At 53.2% G+C, this 21,582-nt stretch carries 18 protein-coding genes and 3 tRNA genes; 2 read left to right on the top strand and 19 right to left on the bottom strand.

Translation table 11 applies throughout. The features are described from left to right. Positions 1-6 precede the first annotated feature (6 nt). The 15 genes from OGV75_RS09460 to nnr all read right to left on the bottom strand — a co-directional run bounded on the left by OGV75_RS09460 (position 7) and on the right by nnr (position 17,726). Complete coding sequence (locus OGV75_RS09460) at positions 7-1,629, bottom strand: isovaleryl-CoA dehydrogenase (protein WP_286480595.1); 1,623 nt, start codon at positions 1,627-1,629, stop codon at positions 7-9. A gap of 129 nt (positions 1,630-1,758) precedes the next feature. After that, on the bottom strand, positions 1,759-2,490 hold the full coding sequence (gene rlmB, locus OGV75_RS09455; RefSeq protein WP_003830482.1) for a 23S rRNA (guanosine(2251)-2'-O)-methyltransferase RlmB: 732 nt from the start codon (positions 2,488-2,490) through the stop codon (positions 1,759-1,761). A 70-nt stretch (positions 2,491-2,560) separates the two neighbouring features. After that, positions 2,561-5,023: a ribonuclease R gene (gene rnr / locus OGV75_RS09450; protein WP_286480594.1), complete on the bottom strand. Its 2,463-nt coding sequence runs from the start codon at positions 5,021-5,023 to the stop codon at positions 2,561-2,563. Between the two features lie 38 nt (positions 5,024-5,061). After that, entirely contained in the window at positions 5,062-5,487 is a 426-nt protein-coding gene (nsrR, locus tag OGV75_RS09445) for a nitric oxide-sensing transcriptional repressor NsrR (protein ID WP_003025609.1), read from the bottom strand. A 216-nt stretch (positions 5,488-5,703) separates the two neighbouring features. After that, positions 5,704-7,002: an adenylosuccinate synthase gene (purA, locus tag OGV75_RS09440; protein WP_003025606.1), complete on the bottom strand. Its 1,299-nt coding sequence runs from the start codon at positions 7,000-7,002 to the stop codon at positions 5,704-5,706. A 102-nt stretch (positions 7,003-7,104) separates the two neighbouring features. After that, a complete protein-coding gene (locus tag OGV75_RS09435) occupies positions 7,105-7,302 on the bottom strand; it encodes a DUF2065 domain-containing protein (RefSeq protein WP_019078201.1) in 198 nt (65 codons plus the stop codon). An 82-nt stretch (positions 7,303-7,384) separates the two neighbouring features. Then, positions 7,385-8,389, bottom strand: coding sequence for a protease modulator HflC (gene hflC, locus OGV75_RS09430; protein ID WP_016155510.1), 1,005 nt, complete (start codon positions 8,387-8,389; stop codon positions 7,385-7,387). A 2-nt stretch (positions 8,390-8,391) separates the two neighbouring features. Continuing rightward, the gene (gene hflK, locus OGV75_RS09425; protein ID WP_016151416.1) at positions 8,392-9,645 is read right to left on the bottom strand and encodes an FtsH protease activity modulator HflK; all 1,254 of its coding nucleotides are present in this window, start codon (positions 9,643-9,645) and stop codon (positions 8,392-8,394) included. A gap of 189 nt (positions 9,646-9,834) precedes the next feature. Continuing rightward, entirely contained in the window at positions 9,835-11,115 is a 1,281-nt protein-coding gene (gene hflX, locus OGV75_RS09420; protein WP_016151415.1) for a ribosome rescue GTPase HflX, read from the bottom strand. 74 nt (positions 11,116-11,189) lie between these two features. After that, positions 11,190-11,498 carry an RNA chaperone Hfq gene (hfq, locus tag OGV75_RS09415; RefSeq protein ID WP_003025584.1) on the bottom strand — a complete coding sequence of 103 codons (309 nt, stop codon included), beginning with the start codon at positions 11,496-11,498 and terminating at the stop codon, positions 11,190-11,192. A gap of 84 nt (positions 11,499-11,582) precedes the next feature. Continuing rightward, positions 11,583-12,533, bottom strand: coding sequence for a tRNA (adenosine(37)-N6)-dimethylallyltransferase MiaA (miaA, locus tag OGV75_RS09410; RefSeq protein ID WP_047358898.1), 951 nt, complete (start codon positions 12,531-12,533; stop codon positions 11,583-11,585). After that, complete coding sequence (gene mutL, locus OGV75_RS09405) at positions 12,526-14,388, bottom strand: DNA mismatch repair endonuclease MutL (protein ID WP_286480593.1); 1,863 nt, start codon at positions 14,386-14,388, stop codon at positions 12,526-12,528. The genes miaA and mutL overlap by 8 nt, the downstream gene beginning before the upstream one ends. Before the next feature lie 9 nt (positions 14,389-14,397). After that, entirely contained in the window at positions 14,398-15,729 is a 1,332-nt protein-coding gene (gene amiB / locus OGV75_RS09400) for an N-acetylmuramoyl-L-alanine amidase AmiB (protein WP_065554875.1), read from the bottom strand. 16 nt (positions 15,730-15,745) lie between these two features. Continuing rightward, positions 15,746-16,207 (bottom strand): tRNA (adenosine(37)-N6)-threonylcarbamoyltransferase complex ATPase subunit type 1 TsaE, encoded by a 462-nt coding sequence (gene tsaE / locus OGV75_RS09395; RefSeq protein WP_016151410.1) that lies wholly within the window; start codon positions 16,205-16,207, stop codon positions 15,746-15,748. Next, complete coding sequence (nnr, locus tag OGV75_RS09390; protein ID WP_286480591.1) at positions 16,179-17,726, bottom strand: bifunctional ADP-dependent NAD(P)H-hydrate dehydratase/NAD(P)H-hydrate epimerase; 1,548 nt, start codon at positions 17,724-17,726, stop codon at positions 16,179-16,181. Before nnr ends, tsaE begins: the two co-directional genes overlap by 29 nt. Between nnr and queG the strand changes: the two genes are divergently transcribed. Continuing rightward, positions 17,725-18,864: a tRNA epoxyqueuosine(34) reductase QueG gene (queG, locus tag OGV75_RS09385; protein ID WP_047414961.1), complete on the top strand. Its 1,140-nt coding sequence runs from the start codon at positions 17,725-17,727 to the stop codon at positions 18,862-18,864. The genes nnr and queG overlap by 2 nt on opposite strands. 269 nt (positions 18,865-19,133) lie before the next feature. Here the strand turns inward: queG and OGV75_RS09380 are convergent. The 4 genes from OGV75_RS09380 to orn all read right to left on the bottom strand — a co-directional run bounded on the left by OGV75_RS09380 (position 19,134) and on the right by orn (position 20,346). Next, positions 19,134-19,209: transfer RNA gene (locus tag OGV75_RS09380), tRNA-Gly, on the bottom strand. A 43-nt stretch (positions 19,210-19,252) separates the two neighbouring features. After that, positions 19,253-19,328: transfer RNA gene (locus OGV75_RS09375), tRNA-Gly, on the bottom strand. A gap of 156 nt (positions 19,329-19,484) precedes the next feature. Next, positions 19,485-19,560, bottom strand: a tRNA-Gly gene (locus OGV75_RS09370). Between the two features lie 240 nt (positions 19,561-19,800). Then, on the bottom strand, positions 19,801-20,346 hold the full coding sequence (gene orn / locus OGV75_RS09365) for an oligoribonuclease (protein ID WP_016151407.1): 546 nt from the start codon (positions 20,344-20,346) through the stop codon (positions 19,801-19,803). Positions 20,347-20,451: 105 nt separating this feature from the next. Here orn and rsgA point away from each other — a divergent pair, with 105 nt between their 5' ends. After that, positions 20,452-21,504 (top strand): small ribosomal subunit biogenesis GTPase RsgA, encoded by a 1,053-nt coding sequence (gene rsgA, locus OGV75_RS09360; RefSeq protein WP_200014284.1) that lies wholly within the window; start codon positions 20,452-20,454, stop codon positions 21,502-21,504. The last annotated feature ends 78 nt before the right edge of the window (positions 21,505-21,582 follow it).

Below are 21,582 nucleotides of genomic sequence, written 5' to 3'. Positions count from 1 at the left end.
ATATTATTACCGTAATCCCCCCGTTGCCCGCAGGAGCAAGTCGTTCAGCACCTGCTCGGACAATCGTAGTCCACCACGCGTATCGAGCATCATTTGACACCAGGCCTGCGCCACTGGCGGAGAGGCATAGCGCAACATCTGCGCCCCGCAACCGAGCAGGAAAAGCTGCTGTGTAATCTCCCGTCCCAACTCCTCGCTGGGTTTACGTAAACGCTGCTGTAGTTGACGTACCATTCGATCGTAATGTCGGTCTTGCCCTTTTACCTCAGCAAAGGCTTCGCTGAGCATATCGTATATGCCGGGTTGTTTTGTCAGCACCCGCAATACATCGAGGCACATAATGTTGCCAGAGCCCTCCCAGATACTGTTTACCGGCATCTCACGATACAGGCGCGGCAATTCACTCTCCTCGCAGTAGCCAATCCCGCCGAGCACTTCCATCGCCTCTGCAACAAACGGCGTACCGGCTTTGCAAACAGAGAATTTCGCTGCTGGTGTGAACAACCTGGCCCACAGAGATTCTTTGGTATCAGCGCGACGGTCCCAGGCCCGTGCCAGTCGGAACAGTAACGCCGTCTGACCTTCCAGTTGGAGCGCCATCCGACCTAATACCTGGCGCATCATCGGTTGTTCGATCAATGGTTTGCCAAAAACCTGTCGCTGGTGCGCATGGTAAATCGCGACAGAAAAAGCACGTCGCATCATGCCATGACTGCCGAGCGCACAGTCAAAACGCGTCATCCCACCCATTTTCAGTATATGACGTATCCCTTCCCCTTCTTCACCCAATAGCCAGCCAATCGCATCGTGGAATTCAACCTCGCAGCTGGCGTTGGAGCGATTGCCTAACTTATCTTTCAGCCGCTCCAGACGGATAGCATTACGCTGCCCGTCGGGTAAAAATCGCGGTACTAAAAAGCAGGATAAGCCTCCCTTTACCTGGGCCAGTACCAAATGGGCATCGCTTTGTGGCACGGAGAAAAACCACTTATGTCCCACCAGTCGATACGAGCCGTCTGCAAGACGTTCTGCCTGAGTGGTATTGCTCAGCACATCTGACCCCCCCTGCTTCTCGGTCATTCCCATGCCGATCAATAACCCACGCTTTTGCCCTCCGGGCAGTAAATGCGAGTCATAACGGTCGCTTAGCAGCGGCGTAAACCAGTCGTGAAAGGGGGCAGGTAACATCTGAAGTAACAACGGCGTGGCGGCAAAAGTCATGGTAACCGGACACAACGTGCCCGCTTCCACCTGCGCATGCAGCATGAAACGGGCCGCCCGGGCAACAAATGTTCCCTGCCTCGCGTCTTCTTCCCAGGCCAGATTATGTACACGATTGGCGCACAATCCCTGCATCAGCAAATGCCAGGCAGGATGAAAACGCACATCATCCAGCCGCTGACCCTGCGAGTCGTAGCGCAACAACTCGGGTGGAAAAGCATTGGCCAGACGGCCAAGCTCGAGCGACTCGGCAGTCCCTAGTTGCTGACCAATACTGGCGAGAAGATCGCTGTCCCAGCCAGCGCCTTCACGGATAACCGCTTCACACAGCGCGCCATCGGACAGATATAAGTTGCTGTTATTGAGCGGTACAGGTTGGTTAAAAACGGTATGCGTTTGCCAGTGCATTGTGTCTCCCTCCGTCAATGGCCGTCACCTTAAGTATGGTCAGGCAGAAGGCAGCACGCATGGGACAACGGTCACAAAAAAGCCATCCCGAAGGATGGCTTGAGAGAAGAGAGAAATGAGGGAGATAGTTTAGCCGCGCTGGCGTACAGCCTCAAACAGGCAGATGCCCGTCGCAACTGAAACGTTCAGCGACGAAACGCTCCCAGCCATCGGGATGCTGATCAGTTCGTCACAGTGTTCGCGGGTCAAACGACGCATACCTTCACCCTCTGCGCCCATCACCAGCGCCAGACGTCCGGTCATTTTGCTCTGGTAGAGAGTATGGTCAGCTTCACCTGCGGTTCCGACGATCCAGATATTCTCTTCCTGCAGCATACGCATAGTGCGCGCCAGGTTGGTCACACGGATCAGCGGTACGCTTTCTGCCGCGCCGCAAGCCACTTTTTTCGCCGTTGCATTCAACTGCGCAGAACGATCCTTCGGTACGATAACAGCATGGACGCCAGCAGCATCGGCGCTACGCAGGCATGCCCCCAGGTTATGCGGATCGGTAACACCATCGAGGATCAAAAAGAACGGCTGATCGAGCGTAGCAATCAGATCCGGCAGATCGTTTTCCTGATACTGACGACCCGGCTTCACGCGAGCAATAATTCCCTGATGTACCGCACCCTCGCTTTTCTCATCCAGGAACTGGCGGTTAGCCAGTTGAATGACAACACCCTGTGCTTCCAGTGCGTGGATCAGCGGCAGCAGGCGTTTATCTTCACGACCTTTGAGAATAAAGACGTCCTGGAAGCGCTCAGGCGCACGTTCCAGCAGAGCCTGCACCGCATGGATGCCGTAAATCATTTCACTCATGAATGTACTCGTTAATAGTTTATGCGTAACGCGGGCAACGCGAGGTTGCCCGACTTACTGTTTATGGCTGTTATTGCGCGACTTTCTTTTTCGTCGCGCGTTTAGCTTTGGTGGCGGCAGCGATTTTAAGCGTTTTTGCCGATGGTTTTTTCGCTTTTTTATCGCCTTTCTTCTCAGCCGTTTTTTTATCCGCCTGAGGTTTGGCTCTGCCTTTCTTCTCGCCGCGGAAAGCGCTATCCGGCTCGAAATTCACTTTTTTGCCCATCTGACGACGCTTACCGGTATTTTTACCCGCATCGCCTTTTTTCGCTCTTTCACGCGCGGTTTTACCTTCATTGCGTGGTGCACGTTCGCTGGAGATCAAACTGAAGTCAATTTTACGCTCGTCCATGTTGACCGCTTCCACGCGAACTTCCACGCGATCGCCCAGGCGATACATTTGACCGCTGGATTCCCCCGTCAGACGCTGCCCAACCTGGTCAAAACGATAGTAGTCGTTATCCAGGGAGGAGACATGCACCAGACCGTCGATAAACAGCTCATCAAGACGGACGAAGAAACCAAACCCGGTAACGCTGGCGATCACGCCTTTGAAGACATTACCTACCTGATCCAGCATGAAGTCGCACTTCAGCCAGTCAGAGACGTCGCGTGTGGCTTCGTCAGCACGGCGCTCGGCCATCGAACAGTGTTGACCCAGCTGCAGCATCTCTTCCATCGAATAATGGTAGCCACCCGTTTCCGTGGTGTTGCCTTTATGGCCCTGCTCCTGCGCCAGCAGATACTTAATCGCCCGGTGCAAGGAGAGATCCGGGTAACGACGGATCGGCGAGGTGAAGTGTGCATAAGATTGCAACGCAAGGCCAAAGTGACCGCGGTTTTCCGGATCGTAAATCGCCTGCTTCATTGAACGCAGCAGCATAGTTTGCAGCATTTCTGCGTCAGGACGGTCAGCAATCGACTCCAGCAGTTCGGCGTAATCACGCGGCTCGGGTTTATTACCGCCGGGCAGCTCCAGCCCCAGCTCCGCCAACACCGAACGGAACGAATTAATCGCTTCGGTCGTCGGCTTATCGTGAATACGGAACAGTGCCGGCTCTTTGGCTTTCTCAACGAATCGCGCCGCTGAGATGTTTGCCATGATCATGCACTCTTCAATCAGTTTGTGCGCGTCATTACGCTGCGTCTGCTCAATACGCTCAATACGGCGTTCAGCATTGAAGATAAACTTCGCTTCTTCACTTTCAAACGAGATACCGCCACGCTCTTCACGCGCTTTATCCAGCACTTTGTAGAGGTTATGCAGCTCTTCAATGTGTTTAACCAACGGCGCGTACTGCTCACGCAGTTCCTGATCGCCCTGCAGCATGTGCCAGACCTTGGTGTAGGTCAGACGCGCATGGGAGCTCATAACCGCTTCGTAGAATTTAAAGCCTGTTAAGCGGCCTTTCGACGAAATGGTCATTTCACAGACCATACACAGCCTGTCCACCTGCGGGTTGAGCGAACACAATCCGTTAGACAGCACTTCCGGTAGCATCGGAACAACCTGCGATGGGAAGTAGACGGATGTGCCACGGCTGCGCGCTTCCTGGTCCAGCGGAGTCGGCGGGCGAACGTAATAGCTTACGTCAGCAATCGCCACCCATAAACGCCAGCCGCCGCCGCGTTTCCTCTCGCAGTAAACCGCATCGTCGAAGTCACGCGCATCTTCGCCATCGATAGTGACCAGCGGCAGGGAGCGCAGATCGACACGTCCGGCTTTCGCTTCCTCCGGCACTTCTTCTTTCAGTCCGGCGACCTGTTTTTCGACCGCCTGAGGCCAGATATACGGGATTTCATGAGTACGCAGCGCCATATCAACGGCCATGCTGGTTCCCATGTTGTCGCCCAGGACTTCAACAATTTTACCCACCGCTTTAGTGCGACGCGTCGGACGCTGGGTCAGCTCAACCACGACCACAAAGCCCATACGAGCACCCATCACCTCTTCCGGCGGGATCAGGATATCAAAGCTCAGGCGGCTGTCGTCAGGGACGACAAACCCAACGCCAGCGTCGGTGAAGTAGCGACCGACAATCTGGCTGGTTTTCGGCACCAGTACGCGCACAATACGCGCTTCGCGACGACCTTTACGGTCCGCGCCCAGCGGCTGTGCCAACACCTGATCGCCATGAATACAGGTTTTCATCTGCTCGCTGGACAGGTACAGGTCATCTTTGCGGCCTTCAACGCGCAGAAAGCCGTAGCCATCACGGTGGCCAATAACGGTACCTTTCAGCAGGTCAAGACGCTCCGGCAGCGCATAGCACTGACGACGAGTGAAGACCAGTTGCCCGTCACGCTCCATGGCGCGCAGGCGGCGACGCAGCGCTTCTTGCTGCTCTTCACCTTCAATGTTGAGTTCAGCGGCCAGCTCATCGCGGTTGGCCGGTTTTTCACGTTTAGTTAAATGTTCGAGGATAAATTCCCGGCTCGGGATAGGATTCGCGTATTTTTCTGCTTCGCGTTCCTGGAAAGGATCTTGTGACATCGAGGTTCCTCCATTGTCAGCTCTGATGAAGATTTTCGTCACTCCACCAGCAATAATTTATAAAGCGGTTGATTCTCTTCAACCAAATCAGCAAGTGTGTAGTTGTCCAGTTCCGTGAGAAAACTTTGCACTGCCTTAGAAAGCGCCTGTTTAAGTCGACAGGCTGGGGTAATGTGGCAAAACTCGCTGCTACAATTGACCAACGATAGTGGTTCCAGCTCGCGAACCACATCACCAATACCAATATCCTTAGCTGGTTTACCCAGGCGGATACCGCCATTTTTTCCTCGAATAGCAGTAACGAAGCCCGCACGGCTAAGTTGATTGATTATTTTGACCATATGATTACGGGACACGCCGTAGACTTCTGTCACCTCAGAAATACTGGTCATACGTCCTTCGGGAAGTGACGCCATGTAGATTAGCGCACGTAATCCGTAATCGGTGAAACTTGTTAACTGCACATCAACCTCAGGAAAAGAGATAAAACGGATAAACCTGGTGGTATTAATTACATTGATGATAAACCAGCCACCAGCCAGGTCGCTAATTTATTTCAGTTCAGGAAGGAAAAAAGCGAGGAACTTACGTGATTTTAAGCCGGATTATGATGCAAAGCGCCTCATCCGGCCTAAGATAGTGCAAGCGCAGCGCCATTCGACGCCACGCTATAACCAGAATTATGCGTCGAACGGGTCGCGCAGGATCATGGTTTCAGTACGGTCTGGGCCAGTTGAGATAATATCAATCGGCACACCGGTCAGTTCTTCAATACGCTTGATGTAGTTCAGTGCTGCCTGCGGCAGACCGCTACGTTCCTTCACACCGAAGGTGGATTCAGACCAGCCCGGCATGGTTTCGTAGATCGGCTCGATACCTTTCCAGTCGTCTGCAGCCAGCGGGGTAGTCGTTACTTCACGGCCATCCGGCATACGGTAAGCGACACAGATTTTCACCTCTTTCAAACCGTCCAGTACGTCCAGTTTGGTCAGGCAGAAGCCAGACAGGGAGTTAATCTGTACTGCACGGCGTACAGCAACGGAGTCCAGCCAACCGGTGCGACGACGACGACCGGTGGTCGCGCCATACTCGTTACCTTGTTTGCACAGGAACTCGCCAACGTCATCAAACAGCTCAGTCGGGAACGGACCCGCGCCTACACGTGTAGAGTAAGCTTTGATGATACCCAGAACGTAATCCACATAACGTGGACCCAGGCCGGAGCCGGTCGCCACGCCACCTGCGGTGGTGTTGGAAGACGTTACGTACGGATAGGTACCGTGGTCGATATCCAGCAGGGTACCCTGTGCGCCTTCGAACATGACGAAATCGCCACGCTTACGCGCCTGGTCCAGCAGATCGGAAACATCAACAACCATAGAGGTCAGGATGTCGGCAATCGCCATCACATCATCCAGCACTTTCTGGTAGTCAACTGCTTCAACTTTATAGAAATTCACCAGCTGGAAGTTGTGATATTCCATCACTTCTTTCAGTTTTTCAGCGAAGGTTGCTTTATCAAACAGATCGCCAACGCGCAGACCGCGACGAGCTACTTTGTCTTCATAAGCCGGACCGATGCCACGACCGGTAGTACCGATCGCTTTCTCGCCACGCGCTTTCTCACGAGCATTATCCAACGCAACGTGATAATCAAGGATCAGCGGACAAGCTTCAGACAACAGCAGGCGCTCGCGAACCGGGATGCCACGATCTTCCAGTCCTTTCATTTCTTTCATCAGCGCGGACGGAGACAGTACAACACCGTTACCGATGATGCTGATGACATTCTCGCGAAGAATACCTGATGGAATAAGATGGAGGACGGTTTTTTCACCGTTGATTACGAGAGTATGGCCTGCGTTGTGACCACCCTGGTAGCGCACAACATATTTAGCCCGTTCAGTCAGAAGATCGACGATCTTCCCTTTACCTTCGTCACCCCATTGGGTGCCCAGTACGACGACGTTGTTACCCATTTTTCAAAATCACCGTTTGCTTAAAAATGGATTCTACCACCGCTTTTTCAGATATACAGCACTTTTTGCATGCGAAAATCCGCAAAATAGGCTACTTATTGATCAGCCAATCGTTTTCCTCAACATGTAGTAGACCACAACGCCCGCAACCACAAGACCTCCACCAAAACGACGCAAAGTATTTTCGGGAAGTTGCGCCATTGCGGAAATCATTTTCTTCCACGCGCGGGGATAAAGCATAGGGCCCAGGCCTTCCAGCACCAAAACCAGCGCGAGCGCCAGCAAAATTGTTGAATTCATCCATCGTCCTTTTATAAAAAGAAAACCACCGCATCCCTGGGGATGCCGGTGGTTTTGCTGGTTTAAAACCGCTGGAACTTTATTAGCGTGTCGTAGTGCTCGGTGTCTTCATGTAGCGGAAGAAATCGCTGTCCGGGCTCATGACCATCACGTCCTGGTTGCCTTCGAAGCTCTTCTCGTAAGCACGCAGGCTACGGATGAAGGCGTAGAAGTCAGGATCCTGGCTGAACGCATCGGCAAACAGTTTAGCGGCTTCTGCATCGCCTTCACCGCGCATGATGCGGCCCTGACGCTCAGATTCTGCCAGCGTTTTAGTCACTTCATAATCCGCCGTGGCACGCAGTTTTTCCGCTTCTTCCTGACCTTGTGAACGATGGCGACGCGCTACCGCTTCACGCTCAGCGCGCATACGGTTGTAGATAGCCTCAGACACTTCAGCAGGCAGGTTGATTTGCTTGATACGCACGTCAACCACTTCGATGCCCAATGCCGCCATACTGTTCGGGTTGATGACCGGTACTTTACCGTTTGTTTCAGCCTGAACACGCTCAGCCGCTTCGGCAATCGCGCTATCTGCCGCCGGAGTCGCGACTTCATCTTCCGTGCCAGCAGAACCGGAGTTTAGCGCATCACGAACTTCCAGCGTCAGACGACCGCGGGAATCGGTAACGATGTCTTTCACGTCCAGACGACCAATTTCAGAACGCAGACGGTCAGAGAACTTACGTTTCAGCAGGACTTCCGCCTGAGAAACATCGCCACCGCCCGTTGCCAGGTAGTAACGGCTAAAGTCACTGATGCGCCACTTAATGTAGGAGTCAACGATCAGGTCTTTCTTCTCTTTGGTAACAAAGCGATCGGCCTGGTTGTCCATGGTCTGAATACGCGCATCCAGCATCTTCACAGATTCAATAAACGGAATCTTGAAGTGCAGGCCTGGTGCCACAACCAGCGGCTTGTTTTCATCGTCACGCAGAACTTTACCAAAGCGCAGAGTAATCCCGCGCTCGCCTTCTTTGACCACAAAGACAGACATGAACAGAACTACCAGAACGATGATGATAATCGCAATAACTGACTTACGCATCGTTATTCCCCCTGACGCTGGTAGTCGTTACGCTGCGCGTTCGCGCGGCGTTGGTCCATAATATCGCCCTGACTGGTGGACGAGGTATTGCTTGCTCCAGTGCCGGACGTCGTTGCTGGCGGCAGACGCAGCAGGTTTGAACTGCTGTCACTCTTTGCTGCTGGCGCACTACCGCCTTTCAGCATTTGATCCAGCGGCAGAACCATCAGATTGCTGCCCTTATCGTTAACCAGGACTTTGCGGGTATTGCTCAGCACTTTTTCCATGGTTTCGATATACAGACGCTCGCGAGTAATTTGCGGTGCGGCTTTATATTCCGGCAGAATTTTTGCGAAACGAGCCACTTCACCCTGTGCTTCCAGGATGGTTCGCGTTTTGTAAGCACGCGCTTCTTCCAGAATACGCTGCGCCTGACCGTTAGCACGTGGCTGAACTTCGTTGGTGTACGCTTCTGCTTCACGGATGTACTGCTGCTCGTTTTCACGTGCTGCAATGGCATCGTCAAACGCGGCTTTTACTTCTTCCGGCGGACGTGCTGCCTGGAAGTTGACGTCCAGCAGGGTGATACCCATGTTGTACGGACGGATCGTTTCTTCCAGTTCACGCTGGGTATCGCTACGAATAACGGTACGCCCTTCGGTCAGGATACGGTCCATGGTGTATTTACCGATAACCCCACGCAGGGCGCTGTCGGTTGCCTGACGCAGACTGTCATCCGCGCTGGTTACGCTAAACAGGTAACGCTGCGGATCGGTCACGCGGTACTGCACGTTCATTTCAACGCGTACGACGTTTTCGTCAGAGGTCAGCATCACGCCGGATGCGGCAAGTTCACGCACGGCTTCCACGTTGACCGGCGTCACTTCGTCGACAAAGGTCGGTTTCCAGTTCAGACCCGGTTCAACCAAATGGCTGAATTTACCGAAGCGTGTCACCACGCCGCGTTCCGCTTCTTTAATGGTGTAGAAACCGCTGGCCGCCCAGATAATGACGATAGCTGCCGCTGCGATAGTAAAAACTCGACCACCCAATTGCGGACGCGGGCCTTGCGATGAGCTACCGCCGCCAGAACCAGCACCTTTACCGCCACCCAGACCACCGAGCTTTTTACTCAGTTTGCGGAAGATATCATCCAGATCGGGAGGTCCCTGATCGCGACCACCTTTGTTTCCATTTCCCTCAGGGTTGCCGCCAGGTTTGCTGCTTCCCCACGGGTCGCGGTCTTGTCCGTTATTACCGGGCTGATTCCACGCCATTTTTGTGCTCCATATTTGTTATGCGATGCTATACCTGCGTATTTTGCGCTGCCGATGCGTTGGCTACGCCCTTTAATCTCAGTCACATAGTTGACTATGCTCCTGAAGATTTCAGGACTTGCCACCTTCATGCTGCACAAAACCCACAAGGTATAGAGGCGAAAAAATCTTCAGGCCATATCCGTCAGGTCAGACAATATAGTCTTCCAGTGCCGGTTCTTGTTTACAGAGGCGACGCCAGTCTACGATCGGCATACGAACCTGCAGACCTACGCTGCCGTCCTCCTCCATCCACTCTCTTTCTATTGCCTGAAGTTGGTAAAACCGGCTTCTCAGACGCCCTTCCTGCGGCGGCAAACGCAACGTATGCTGCGCCACCTCACCGGAAAGTCGCTCAGTCAAAGCCTGAAAAAGCTGTGGTATACCTATTCCCGTTTGCGCTGAAACCCAAACGCGAATGGGTTTATTCTCTTCATCTCTGTCGATACGTGGTTCAAAATCATCCAGCATATCGATTTTATTCATCACCAGCAGAGTCGGGATCTCATGCGCATCGATCTCTTCGAGCACCGTGTCGACGGCCTCGATGTTTTCCTGCACACGAAAATCTGCAGCATCAATAACATGCAGCAGCAATGTCGCCTGACGCGTTTCCTGCAGGGTGGCCTTAAACGCCGCCACCAGGTCGTGCGGCAAATGACGGATAAACCCTACGGTATCCGCCAGCACGGTTTCACCGACGTCCGCTACGTCTATACGGCGCAGCGTTGGGTCCAGGGTTGCAAACAGCTGATCCGCTGCGTAAACCCGGGCTTCGGTGATCTGGTTGAACAGGGTGGATTTTCCGGCGTTGGTATATCCCACCAGTGATACGGTTGGGACATCCGCTTTCTTGCGCGACTGTCGCCCCTGCTCACGTTGCTTTTCAACTTTTTCCAGGCGCGACTGTATTTGCAAAATGCGATTACGCAGCAAACGACGGTCGGTTTCGAGCTGGGTTTCACCCGGACCGCGCAAACCAATCCCGCCCTTTTGCCTTTCAAGGTGGGTCCAGCCACGGACCAGACGAGTAGCCATATGGCGCAACTGCGCCAGCTCAACCTGCAACTTACCCTCATGGGTGCGCGCACGCTGGGCAAAAATATCTAAAATAAGACCTGTCCTGTCGATAACAAGACACTGGCACAACTGTTCCAGGTTACGTTCCTGGGCGGGGCTTAGAGCATGATCAAAAATCACCACCGCAGCGCCAGTCGCTTTTACGGCTTCCGCAATTTCGATTGCCTTACCTTCACCAACAAAATACTTCGGGTGCGGTGCTTTACGGCTCCCGGTAATCACCTGCATTGCTTCGACACCGGCGGAAGAAACCAGAGATTCAAACTCCTGGAGGTCTTCCATATCTTTGTCTTGCGAAAAATAGATGTGTACCAGTACCGCCTGCTCACCGGCATCATAACGGTCAAACAAGCGTCAACCCCTTAATATATATCAACGGGGAACGCAGGATCGCTGGCTCCCCGTGTGTAAAACAGCTAACAACCTTATTCGGTTTCTTCGCTGTCCTGTTGCGCAGATGAACCTTGCGCGTTGCTACCGTGATGGTAGTTGCTGCCAGTGCCGCCGGTGGCATTATTGCTGTGATGAGAAACCGGGCGAGACGGGACAACAGTAGAAATCGCGTGCTTATAAACCATCTGGCTGACCGTGTTTTTCAACAGGATCACGAACTGATCAAAAGACTCGATTTGACCTTGCAGCTTAATACCATTCACCAAATAAATAGAAACTGGAACACGTTCCCGACGCAGTGCGTTCAGGAACGGATCTTGTAAAGATTGCCCCTTAGCCATTCTCTCTTTTCCTTATATGCTTATTTGTACTTTGAACCTTTCGATTCTGAAAAATTGCGCACGATACGTTTCAATTGTACACATTCAGTTCGCGATAGCACCAACAACCTGTAATACTTCGTTTCGCGCCTGGTCAGGCTTTTCACTGTCAAGCCAGTGCACCCCTTCCCAACCACGCAACCAGGTTACCTGTCGCTTCGCCAACTGCCTCGTGGCGCAAACACCTCTATAAACCATTTCATCGTATGAAATTTCGCCTTCAATGTATGACCACATCTGGCGATACCCTACACAACGAATGGAAGGCAAATCCGTATGCAAATCTCCACGGGCAAATAGCGCCCGGACTTCTGCTTCAAAACCTGAAGCCAACATCTGATGAAAACGCTGCTCAATTCGCTGATGGAGCAGTTCACGGCTCGCCGGGGCGATAGCAAACTGATGCACCTGATACGGCAAAGCATCTCCTGACGTTTGCGTCAGCTCCGTTAAAGTTTTACCCGAAATGAAAAAAACTTCCAGTGCCCGGGAAAGTCTTTGCGGATCATTTGGATGAATACGCGCCGCAGCCACCGGATCTATTTCCTGAAGCTGTCGGTGTAACACGTCCCACCCATGCTCTGCCGCCTGCTGCTCAATTCTGGCCCTGACTTCCGGATCTGCCGACGGTAACGGCGACAGCCCTTCAAGCAAGGCTTTGAAATATAACATTGTGCCGCCCACCAGCAGCGGAATACGCCCCGCGGCGGTGATATCGGCCATCTCGGCTAACGCATCGCGGCGAAAATCCGCAGCAGAGTACGCCTGGGACGGATCGCGGATATCCAGCAACCGGTGCGGCGCGGCCTGTAATTCATCTGCATCAGGCTTGGCTGTACCGATATCCATCCCCTTGTAAATAAGGGCGGAATCAACGCTTATCAACTCTACAGGCAAAACTTTACGCAATTCAATTGCCAGTGCCGTTTTACCGGAGGCCGTCGGCCCCATCAAAAAAATCGCCTTTGGCAGGCTCGCCTTACGGGTATCACTCATGTTTCAGGGCATTCATTACCGAATGTAAATCAACAGGTTGTAACAAACCACCCGGCGGCGCCTTCACGAGTTGTGGACAAAGCCGCTCAACATCCGCTAACAGCGTAATCGCCTGAGCCATGCTCCACTGCGGATGCTCGCTAATCAGATTACGTGCAATCCACTGTGCAATATTGCCCGGTTCGAATTCGGACTGCTGCGCCAGGTAGCCTATCAGTTCAGGAATCAAGATTTGTAAATTTTGTTGGCGTAAGGGTAAAGGCACCGCCCGGATGGTCACATGCTGTGCATCCAGTTGAAATTCAATACCCAACTCAGCCAGTTGGCTCTGCCCTTTTTGCAGCGCCGCTTTTTCATCAGCGGTCACTTTTAGACGTAAAGGGATCAGTAACGGCTGAGCGCAAACGACGCCCTGGTCCGGCGTTAACTGCGCCTGACGTAGCCAACGTTCCGCCACCGGCAATGCCAGCAACCGAATATGACCATCGCATTCGAGTAATGCGCAGTCCGTACCGACAATGGTTAGCACCCGCCCAAAGCCCTGACCGTTGCCGGTCAGAGGTGCTGATGGCGTTTCAGAAACCGGCGTTTTACGCGGCGGAACCGGCGTCTGTAGCAGTTGCTGATAAATCTCACTCTGCTGCTTTTGATATCCAGGTTGGGCATGAGGCCAGCTGGCCCCCGTCTGACGGCCACCACTACTGCCAGCGCCAGCAGATGCTGAGTAATGCGGCGTCGCAGGTTCACGCGCCGGGGCCGGTTCGGCAAAATGGTTACGCCCGGCCGCGACGCGGTTTTCCGGGATGTGCCTTGGCGCGGGCTCGTCGTCATCAGCCAACGGCAGCGGCGTTTCAAGCTGCTGTTGCAGGACGCTCAACACGCCCTGGTAAATAAAATCATGCACCAGGCGGGACTGATGAAAACGGACCTCATGTTTGGCGGGATGTACGTTAACATCCACCTGATGCGGGTCGATTTCCAGATACAACACAAAAGCGGGCTGCTGATCGGCTCCCAGCTTATCTTCACAGGCCTGACGAATAGCATGATTGATCAACCGGTCGCGCATCATCCGGCCATTCACATAGCAGTACTGGATTTCCGCCAGTGCCGCCGTTGTGTGGTTCGGATCGGCCACCCAGCCGCGCAGCGTTAAATCGCCATGCTGCCATTCAATCGCCAGCGCATGTTCCAGAAATGGCGTGCCGCAAATCGCGCCCAGTCGGCGCTCCTGCTGCCCATCCGCAGCCACTGCCCGGTACTGACGCACCACTTTGCCGTTGTGCGACAAATTAATCGTCACATCAAAACGTGCCAGCGCAATGCGGCGGATTATTTCGTCGATATGATTAAATTCAGTTTTCTCGGTGCGCATAAACTTGCGCCGCGCCGGAGTGTTGTAGAACAGATCTAACACCTCCAGCGTGGTTCCCACCGGATGCGCAGCGGGTTTAACCGTCACATCCATGTCGCGCCCTTCGGCATAGGCTTGCCAGGCTTCAGGTTGTTCTTGCGTACGCGACGTCAGGGTTAAACGAGAAACGGAGCTGATACTGGCCAGCGCTTCGCCGCGAAACCCGAGGCTCACGATGGCTTCGAGATCGTCAAGCGAGGAAATTTTACTGGTGGCATGACGTGCCAGCGCCAACGCCAGCTCGTCTTTTTTAATCCCGCAGCCGTTGTCACGAATACGGATAAGCTTCGCGCCGCCGCGCTCAATATCAATATCAATGCGCGTCGCACCGGCATCGATACTGTTTTCCACCAGCTCCTTCACCACTGACGCAGGCCGTTCTACCACCTCGCCTGCGGCAATCTGGTTCGCCAGCTGTGTCGGTAGAACCTGAATCGGCATGGCTAATCCTTAATTTGTTAACGTGTTACCAGGCGATACCGCACTGGCGGTTTGCGCCTGTGTGCCCTGAGGCCCGGTTTGCATCGGGTGCGCCTGGAAATAGTTACGCAATCCTTTGTAAATTGCCTCGGCCAGCTGCTGCTGGTAGTCATCACTCGCCAACAGACGCTCTTCGCTGTTGTTACTGATAAAGCCGGTTTCAACCAGCACTGACGGGATATCAGGCGAACGTAATACCCCAAGGCTGGCGTGTTCCGGACGACGCTTATGCATCGAGCCAATACGTTCTAACTGGCCGATCATGCTGGTCGCTACATCATACCCAACGCGTTGCGAATGACCGAACTGCAGATCCAACACGGCCTGGCTGAGATAAGGATCGGACTGGCTGTTTGCCAGCACATCGCCCGCCCCCCCCAACAGTTCCGATTGCTTTTCGTGCTGTTCCAGCCAGCCGGCCATTTCACTGTTTGCCCGACGGTTTGACAGTACCCAGACGGAAGCACCTGTGGCATCCCGGTTTGGTGCGGCATCTGCATGTATAGAGACCAGGAAGTTGGCGTTTTGTTTACGCGCAACGTCTGAACGCCCCATCACCGAGATAAAGTAATCGCCATCACGGGTGAGTACGCCTTTAAACATCGGGTCATCATTGAGCAAACTGCGCAGTTTGCGCGCCACGGCAATCGTGACGTTTTTCTCACGTGTGCCACCGGGACCAATAGCGCCAGGATCCTGCCCGCCGTGTCCGGCATCAATGGCGATAACTACTTTTTCGCCGTTACTGGTACTGGCGCGCGCCGCAGGTCGTGTGGAGGTATTACTGTTGGTTACCATCGTGGTGCGATCGTTTTCCGCTTTAAACGGATTACGCGCAGGCTCGGCAGGGCGCGGGGCGATAACCGGCGCTTCAACACGCTTCGCAACCACTGGAGGTGGTGGAGGCGGCGGAGGCGCATCAGCTTTGATGGTAAACACGACGGTATAATTGCCGCCGTTCTGGCGTTTTACGGCTTCGGCTTTGCCGTTCTCGGTTAAATCCACCACCAGGCGCAGAGACTGCGCATCTTTTGGCGTGCCGGAACGGATAGATTTCACCAGATTATTGCCGCTAAACAGCAGCGGTAACCCCTGAATCACACCGGTTTGTTTAATATCCAACGCGACGGTTCGTTTCCCGTCCTGCGAAACTGCGTATTCAGGATCGCCAATAAAGCTCAGCGTAATCCGCGCTTGTTGATCGCCATTGGACACCTGAAGATCGGAGAGGCTGGCGGCTCCTGCCTGCGCGCACAGCAGGACCAGTGTTGCCATCAGCCAGTTTCTGATGCGATAAATCATCCCGCCACCCTTAAGGTTAATCGGCTAAACGCGCCAGCAATAAATCACCCGATGAGGAGACTGCGCTTATGCGCGCCTCTCGACCTTGCGCCTGATATTCAATGTGTATTTCGACGTCCGGGTCTGGCAGTACACCTTTACCTTGTTGCGGCCATTCCACCAGACAGATGGCGTCATTGGCAAAATAATCGCGGATCCCCATAAATTCCAGCTCCTCTGGGTCCGCAAGTCGGTACAGATCGAAGTGATATACCATCAAATTATCGAGCGAATAGGGTTCAACCAGCGTATAGGTGGGGCTTTTTACATTTCCTTTGTGACCTAACGCCTGCAGGAATCCCCGGCTGAAAGTGGTTTTACCCGCCCCCAGGTCGCCGTACAAATAAATTACCGTCGCGCCATCACAGGCTTTGGCTACCCGCAGTCCCAGGTCTAAAGTCGCCTGCTCATCAGGTAGTGGAATTACTCGATTCATCATGATAAACGTCAATCACATCAGGGTTAACAATACGCTGTAGCGTGGTAAAGAGATCTGTTGCCAGCATGCCGCGCGTACCAAAACGCGCCGCCAGCACATCCGCCGCCGCACCGTGCGCGACACATCCCGCACATGCCGCATCATACGGGGTAAGCTTCTGTCCGAGCAATGCGCCAATAATACCGGAAAGCACATCACCCATTCCGCCGCTGGCCATTCCAGCATTGCCGGTATCAATAATACCCAATTCGGCCTGTTCGGCAGCAACAACCGTACCCGCGCCTTTCAGCACGACGACGCCTCCGTACCGTTTTACCAGACGTTGTGCGCAAAGTAATCGATCGTCTTCAATTTCTGCAATGGAACAGCCCAGAAGTCGCGCGGCTTCACCAGGATGCGGCGTGATCACGCGATTGTGACGTTTATCGGGGTTGATTGCCAGCAGGTTCAGCGCATCCGCATCCCAGAGCATCGGTTTGCGAAAATTCTCTACCTTTTGCAGCGCTTTTTTACCCCATTCCTGCTGACCAAGCCCTGGTCCTATCACCACAACATCCGCCCACGCCAGGCTCTCTTCCAGAGTCTGCGGCGTCAGCGCATCGACCATCAGTTCCGGTCTGGCAGTCAGAATAGGCGCAATATTTTCACTTCGGGTTAGCACTTTGACCAACCCGGCTCCTGCACGCAGCGCCGCTTCACCGGCCATGCGTATTGCGCCAGCCGTGCCGTGGTCACCACCGATGATCACCAGCCGACCGTGGGAGCCTTTGTGCGAGGTGGGTCGACGCGGCGTTAACCAGTGTACAAGCTGTTGAGCATCAAACCGTTGCAGCGGCGCGTTCTGCCCCGCCAGCCAGTCGTCCAGACCGAGTGCGTTAACATGCAGGCGTCCGGTGACATCGCGCGCTTTACCGGTTAGCAGACCTGGCTTCAACGCAATAAAGGTCACGGTGTGCGCAGCATTGATAACCGCACCCGGCGCCGCGCCCGTCTGCGCCAGCAGGCCGGATGGAATGTCTATCGCCACGACAGGGGCAGGATGGTGATTGGCACGTTCGATCAATGCCGAGAGAGGCTCACGCGGCGCGTGTTTTAAGCCCGTGCCTGACAGCGCATCAATAATGACATCCACGCGATCTGGCCAATTGATATCCGCAGCATGAATGACGCCACTGGCGTTAAGCCAGGCGTCGCGCGCCTGCTGTGCTTCCTCGGGGAGCGCTTTATCACTCTCCTGCGCCAGCAACGTAATATCAAGCCCCTGAGCTTTGGCAAGCCTTGCCACCACGTAACCATCACCACCGTTGTTGCCATGGCCACATAGCACCAGCCAGTGCTGAGCGTTTGGATATGTCTCGCGGGTGACCTGAAACGCCGCCTCTCCCGCCCGTTGCATCAGCTCGTACAGCGTCAGTCCTAAACTGTCTGCCGCCTCTCGCTCCATCCGCCTGATGTCATCGGCGTGCCAAATGGAGTGTGGTATACTTGCGGGGTTTTTCTTCATTGTATGGTCCGTCATGTCAGAGCCCCTCGATCTCAATCAGTTAGCGCAAAATATTAAGCAGTGGGGGCTGGAGCTTGGCTTTCAGCAGGTCGGTATTGCCGATACCGACCTCAGCGAAGCGGAGCCCAAACTGCAGGCCTGGCTGGATAAACACTATCACGGCGAGATGGACTGGATGGCCCGTCACGGCATGATGCGCGCCCGACCTCACGAATTATTACCCGGTACGTTACGTGTCATCAGCGTACGTATGAACTATCTTCCTGCCAATGCGGCCTTTGCCAGCACGTTAAAAAACCCCTCTCTGGGTTACGTCAGCCGTTACGCGCTTGGGCGCGACTACCATAAACTGCTGCGTAACCGCTTAAAAAAGCTGGGGGAGAGGATTCAACAGCACTGCGTTTCGCTGAATTTTAGACCTTTTGTCGATTCTGCGCCCATTCTTGAGCGTCCATTAGCGGAAAAAGCCGGGCTTGGCTGGACAGGTAAGCACTCACTTATCCTCAATCGCGAAGCTGGTTCATTTTTCTTCCTCGGGGAATTACTGATCGATTTGCCCCTGCCGGTCGACAACCCAGTAGAAGAAGGATGCGGGAAATGCGTCGCCTGTATGACCATCTGTCCCACCGGGGCCATCGTTGAACCCTACACGGTAGATGCGCGCCGCTGTATCTCTTATCTCACTATCGAACTGGAAGGCCCGATCCCGGAAGAATTTCGTCCTCTGTTGGGGAATCGAATTTACGGCTGCGATGATTGCCAACTCATTTGCCCGTGGAACCGTTACTCTCAGTTGACGACAGAGGATGACTTCAACACACGCAAACAGCTTCATGCTCCGGAGTTAATAGAGCTGTTTAGCTGGAGCGAAGCGTGGTTTTTAAAAGTCACGGAGGGGTCTGCTATTCGTCGTATTGGTCACCTGCGCTGGCTGCGAAATATCGCCGTTGCGCTGGGTAATGCCCCATGGGATGAAGCCGTTATTCACGCGCTGGAAAGTCGCAGAGGTGAGCACCCACTTCTCGACGAACACATAGAGTGGGCGGTTGCTCAGCAAATCGAGAAGCGAAATGCCTGCGTAGTTGAAGTGCAGTTACCGAAGAAACAACGTTTGGTCAGGGTCATTGAAAAGGGTCTGCCGCGTGACGCTTAAGTCATCCACAGCTTGTGTATAAAAATAAAAACACATTGATATTCAAGAGGGAAAAAATCGTCAAGTGATCGTATTAACAATTTGAAATGATAATTAATTCAATATTTTCAAAGAGTTAAAATGATACTATTCACCCGACTAAGTTTTTTGCATTCCAGGAATAATACCCGAACCTGTGGATAAGTCTGTTTACAAGAGTATGTCAATGACGAAACAAAACTTCCCCAACGTATTTATTCGCTGTGGATATTTTTATTGGGGTAAGAATTTGGAGCGGGAAACGAGACTCGAACTCGCGACCCCGACCTTGGCAAGGTCGTGCTCTACCAACTGAGCTATTCCCGCTTGGGTGTGTCTGTGCTTTGTAGACATAAGCACTTTCAAATTTTGGAGCGGGAAACGAGACTCGAACTCGCGACCCCGACCTTGGCAAGGTCGTGCTCTACCAACTGAGCTATTCCCGCTTAATCTTCGTCTTTCGAACCGCTACTGCGTTGGCTGCCTTCATTCGCCTAAGTCACTTACTTTAGTAAGCTTCTAAGGACTCATTCAGTTGCCGCCTTGTCGCAATTCGAAATTCTGCGATTGGTGGTCTGTGCTTTACAAGCACTTTCAAATTTTGGAGCGGGAAACGAGACTCGAACTCGCGACCCCGACCTTGGCAAGGTCGTGCTCTACCAACTGAGCTATTCCCGCAAATTTGTACTGCTTTTGCTGCTGCCGTAACGTGTAATTCTCTGTCGTTACGGGAGGCGCATTATACGAGAAATCCGTTTAGCTGCAACCCCCTTAAAAGCGATTTTTTCGTTTTTCTGTTTAAGTGCTGAATTTATCGGCAAGTCGTCTAATTTAGCGACAATCCTACCTCAGTGCAAGCACGCAGGAACGATATTCGTAGGTCGGGTAAGCCACAGCGCCGCCCGACCATCCACAAAATCAAAGCTTAATAAAATGTTCGCGATAGTAAGCAAGCTCAGCAACAGATTCACGAATATCGTCCATCGCCTGATGCGTTCCCTGCTTGGTGAAGCCAGCAAGAATTTCCGGCTTCCAACGACGCGCCAGTTCTTTCAGCGTACTGACGTCAAGATAGCGATAATGGAAATACGCCTCCAGCTCCGGCATGTATTTAAACAGGAAACGACGATCCTGACCGATGCTGTTGCCGCAGATAGGTGATTTCCCTTCTGGAACCCACTCTTTCAAAAAAGCCAGCGTAGCCAGTTCAGCTTCACGATCCCCCATGGTGCTCGCCTTCACGCGATCCACTAGCCCACTACCGGTATGCGTACGTACGTTCCAGTCATCCATTAATGCCAGCTGTTCGTCGGACTGGTGCACCGCAATTGTCGGTCCTTCAGCCAGAATATTCAGGTTGGCATCCGTCACCAGCGTGGCTATCTCAATTATGCGATCGCGCTCGGGATCCAGACCTGTCATCTCCAGATCGATCCAAATCAGGTTGTTTTCATTGGCACTCATGCTATTTTCCACCCTTCAGCGTCACATTCAGTGTGACTATATTCATCTAAAATTGCGTGTATCATAAATGTTTTGCCCATTATGGGCGACCAGGAGTCAGTCCGATTGAGTAAGAATAAACTCTCCAAAGGCCAACAGCGCCGTGTGAACGCCAATCACCAGCGTCGTCTGAAAACGTCCACGGAGAAGCCAGACTACGACGACAACCTGTTTGGCGAAACCGCTGAAGGCATCGTTATCAGCCGTTTTGGCATGCATGCCGACGTGGAATCTACTGACGGTGAGATTCACCGCTGCAACATCCGCCGTACAATTCGCTCGCTGGTGACCGGCGATCGCGTTGTCTGGCGCCCGGGAAAAGCAGCAGCAGAAGGCGTGAATGTCAAAGGCATCGTTGAGGCGGTACACGAGCGTACCTCGGTACTGACACGTCCCGACTTTTACGACGGGGTAAAACCCATTGCCGCCAACATCAACCAGATCGTTATTGTCTCAGCCATCTTACCCGAGCTGTCACTCAATATTATCGACCGGTATCTGGTAGCCTGTGAAACGCTACACGTTGAACCGATTATCGTATTGAATAAGATCGATCTGCTGGATGACGAAGGCATGGCCTTTGTTAACGAACAGATGGATATTTATCGCCACATTGGCTATCGCGTGTTGATGGTATCAAGCCGCACTAAAGACGGCCTGAAACCGCTTGAAGAAGCATTAACCGATCGCATCAGCATTTTTGCCGGTCAGTCGGGCGTTGGTAAATCTAGCCTGCTCAATAATCTTCTCGGCCTGCAGGAAGAGATCCTGACCAACGATGTCTCCGACAACTCTGGCCTTGGACAGCACACCACCACTGCCTCTCGCCTGTATCATTTCCCGCACGGTGGTGACGTTATCGACTCCCCTGGCGTACGTGAGTTCGGGTTGTGGCATCTGGAGCCGGAACAAATCACACATGGTTTTGTCGAATTCCATGACTACCTGGGCCACTGCAAATACCGCGACTGCAAGCATGATACCGATCCAGGCTGCGCTATCCGTGAGGCCGTAGAAAAAGAGGCAATAGCCGAAACTCGGTTTGAAAATTATCACCGCATCCTGGAAAGCATGGCGCAGGTAAAAACACGTAAAAACTTTTCTGATACAGACAACTGACAACTAAGCTAAGCATCGCTAGAATCGTCCCCCTTTTTTCAGGATCCGGCCCATATGCCGGATCGGGAACAAATTATG

Source organism: Citrobacter sp. Cb028 (genome assembly GCF_030336705.1).
GTDB lineage: Bacteria > Pseudomonadota > Gammaproteobacteria > Enterobacterales > Enterobacteriaceae > Citrobacter > Citrobacter braakii.
Note: the sequence above shows the minus strand (reverse complement) of the source record. Positions and strands in the feature narration are given on the sequence as shown.

Excerpts from the sequence above, each read along its gene's own strand:
- OGV75_RS09460 (WP_286480595.1), bottom strand. The coding sequence starts at position 1,629 with ATGCACTGGCAAACGCATACCGTTTTTAACCAACCTGTACCGCTCAAT.
- rlmB (WP_003830482.1), bottom strand. The coding sequence starts at position 2,490 with ATGAGTGAAATGATTTACGGCATCCATGCGGTGCAGGCTCTGCTGGAA.
- rnr (WP_286480594.1), bottom strand. The coding sequence starts at position 5,023 with ATGTCACAAGATCCTTTCCAGGAACGCGAAGCAGAAAAATACGCGAAT.
- purA (WP_003025606.1), bottom strand. The coding sequence starts at position 7,002 with ATGGGTAACAACGTCGTCGTACTGGGCACCCAATGGGGTGACGAAGGT.
- OGV75_RS09435 (WP_019078201.1), bottom strand. The coding sequence starts at position 7,302 with ATGAATTCAACAATTTTGCTGGCGCTCGCGCTGGTTTTGGTGCTGGAA.
- hflC (WP_016155510.1), bottom strand. The coding sequence starts at position 8,389 with ATGCGTAAGTCAGTTATTGCGATTATCATCATCGTTCTGGTAGTTCTG.
- hflK (WP_016151416.1), bottom strand. The coding sequence starts at position 9,645 with ATGGCGTGGAATCAGCCCGGTAATAACGGACAAGACCGCGACCCGTGG.
- hfq (WP_003025584.1), bottom strand. The coding sequence starts at position 11,498 with ATGGCTAAGGGGCAATCTTTACAAGATCCGTTCCTGAACGCACTGCGT.
- miaA (WP_047358898.1), bottom strand. The coding sequence starts at position 12,533 with ATGAGTGATACCCGTAAGGCGAGCCTGCCAAAGGCGATTTTTTTGATG.
- mutL (WP_286480593.1), bottom strand. The coding sequence starts at position 14,388 with ATGCCGATTCAGGTTCTACCGACACAGCTGGCGAACCAGATTGCCGCA.
- amiB (WP_065554875.1), bottom strand. The coding sequence starts at position 15,729 with ATGATTTATCGCATCAGAAACTGGCTGATGGCAACACTGGTCCTGCTG.
- tsaE (WP_016151410.1), bottom strand. The coding sequence starts at position 16,207 with ATGATGAATCGAGTAATTCCACTACCTGATGAGCAGGCGACTTTAGAC.
- queG (WP_047414961.1), top strand. The coding sequence starts at position 17,725 with ATGTCAGAGCCCCTCGATCTCAATCAGTTAGCGCAAAATATTAAGCAG.
- nnr (WP_286480591.1), bottom strand. The coding sequence starts at position 17,726 with ATGACGGACCATACAATGAAGAAAAACCCCGCAAGTATACCACACTCC.
- orn (WP_016151407.1), bottom strand. The coding sequence starts at position 20,346 with ATGAGTGCCAATGAAAACAACCTGATTTGGATCGATCTGGAGATGACA.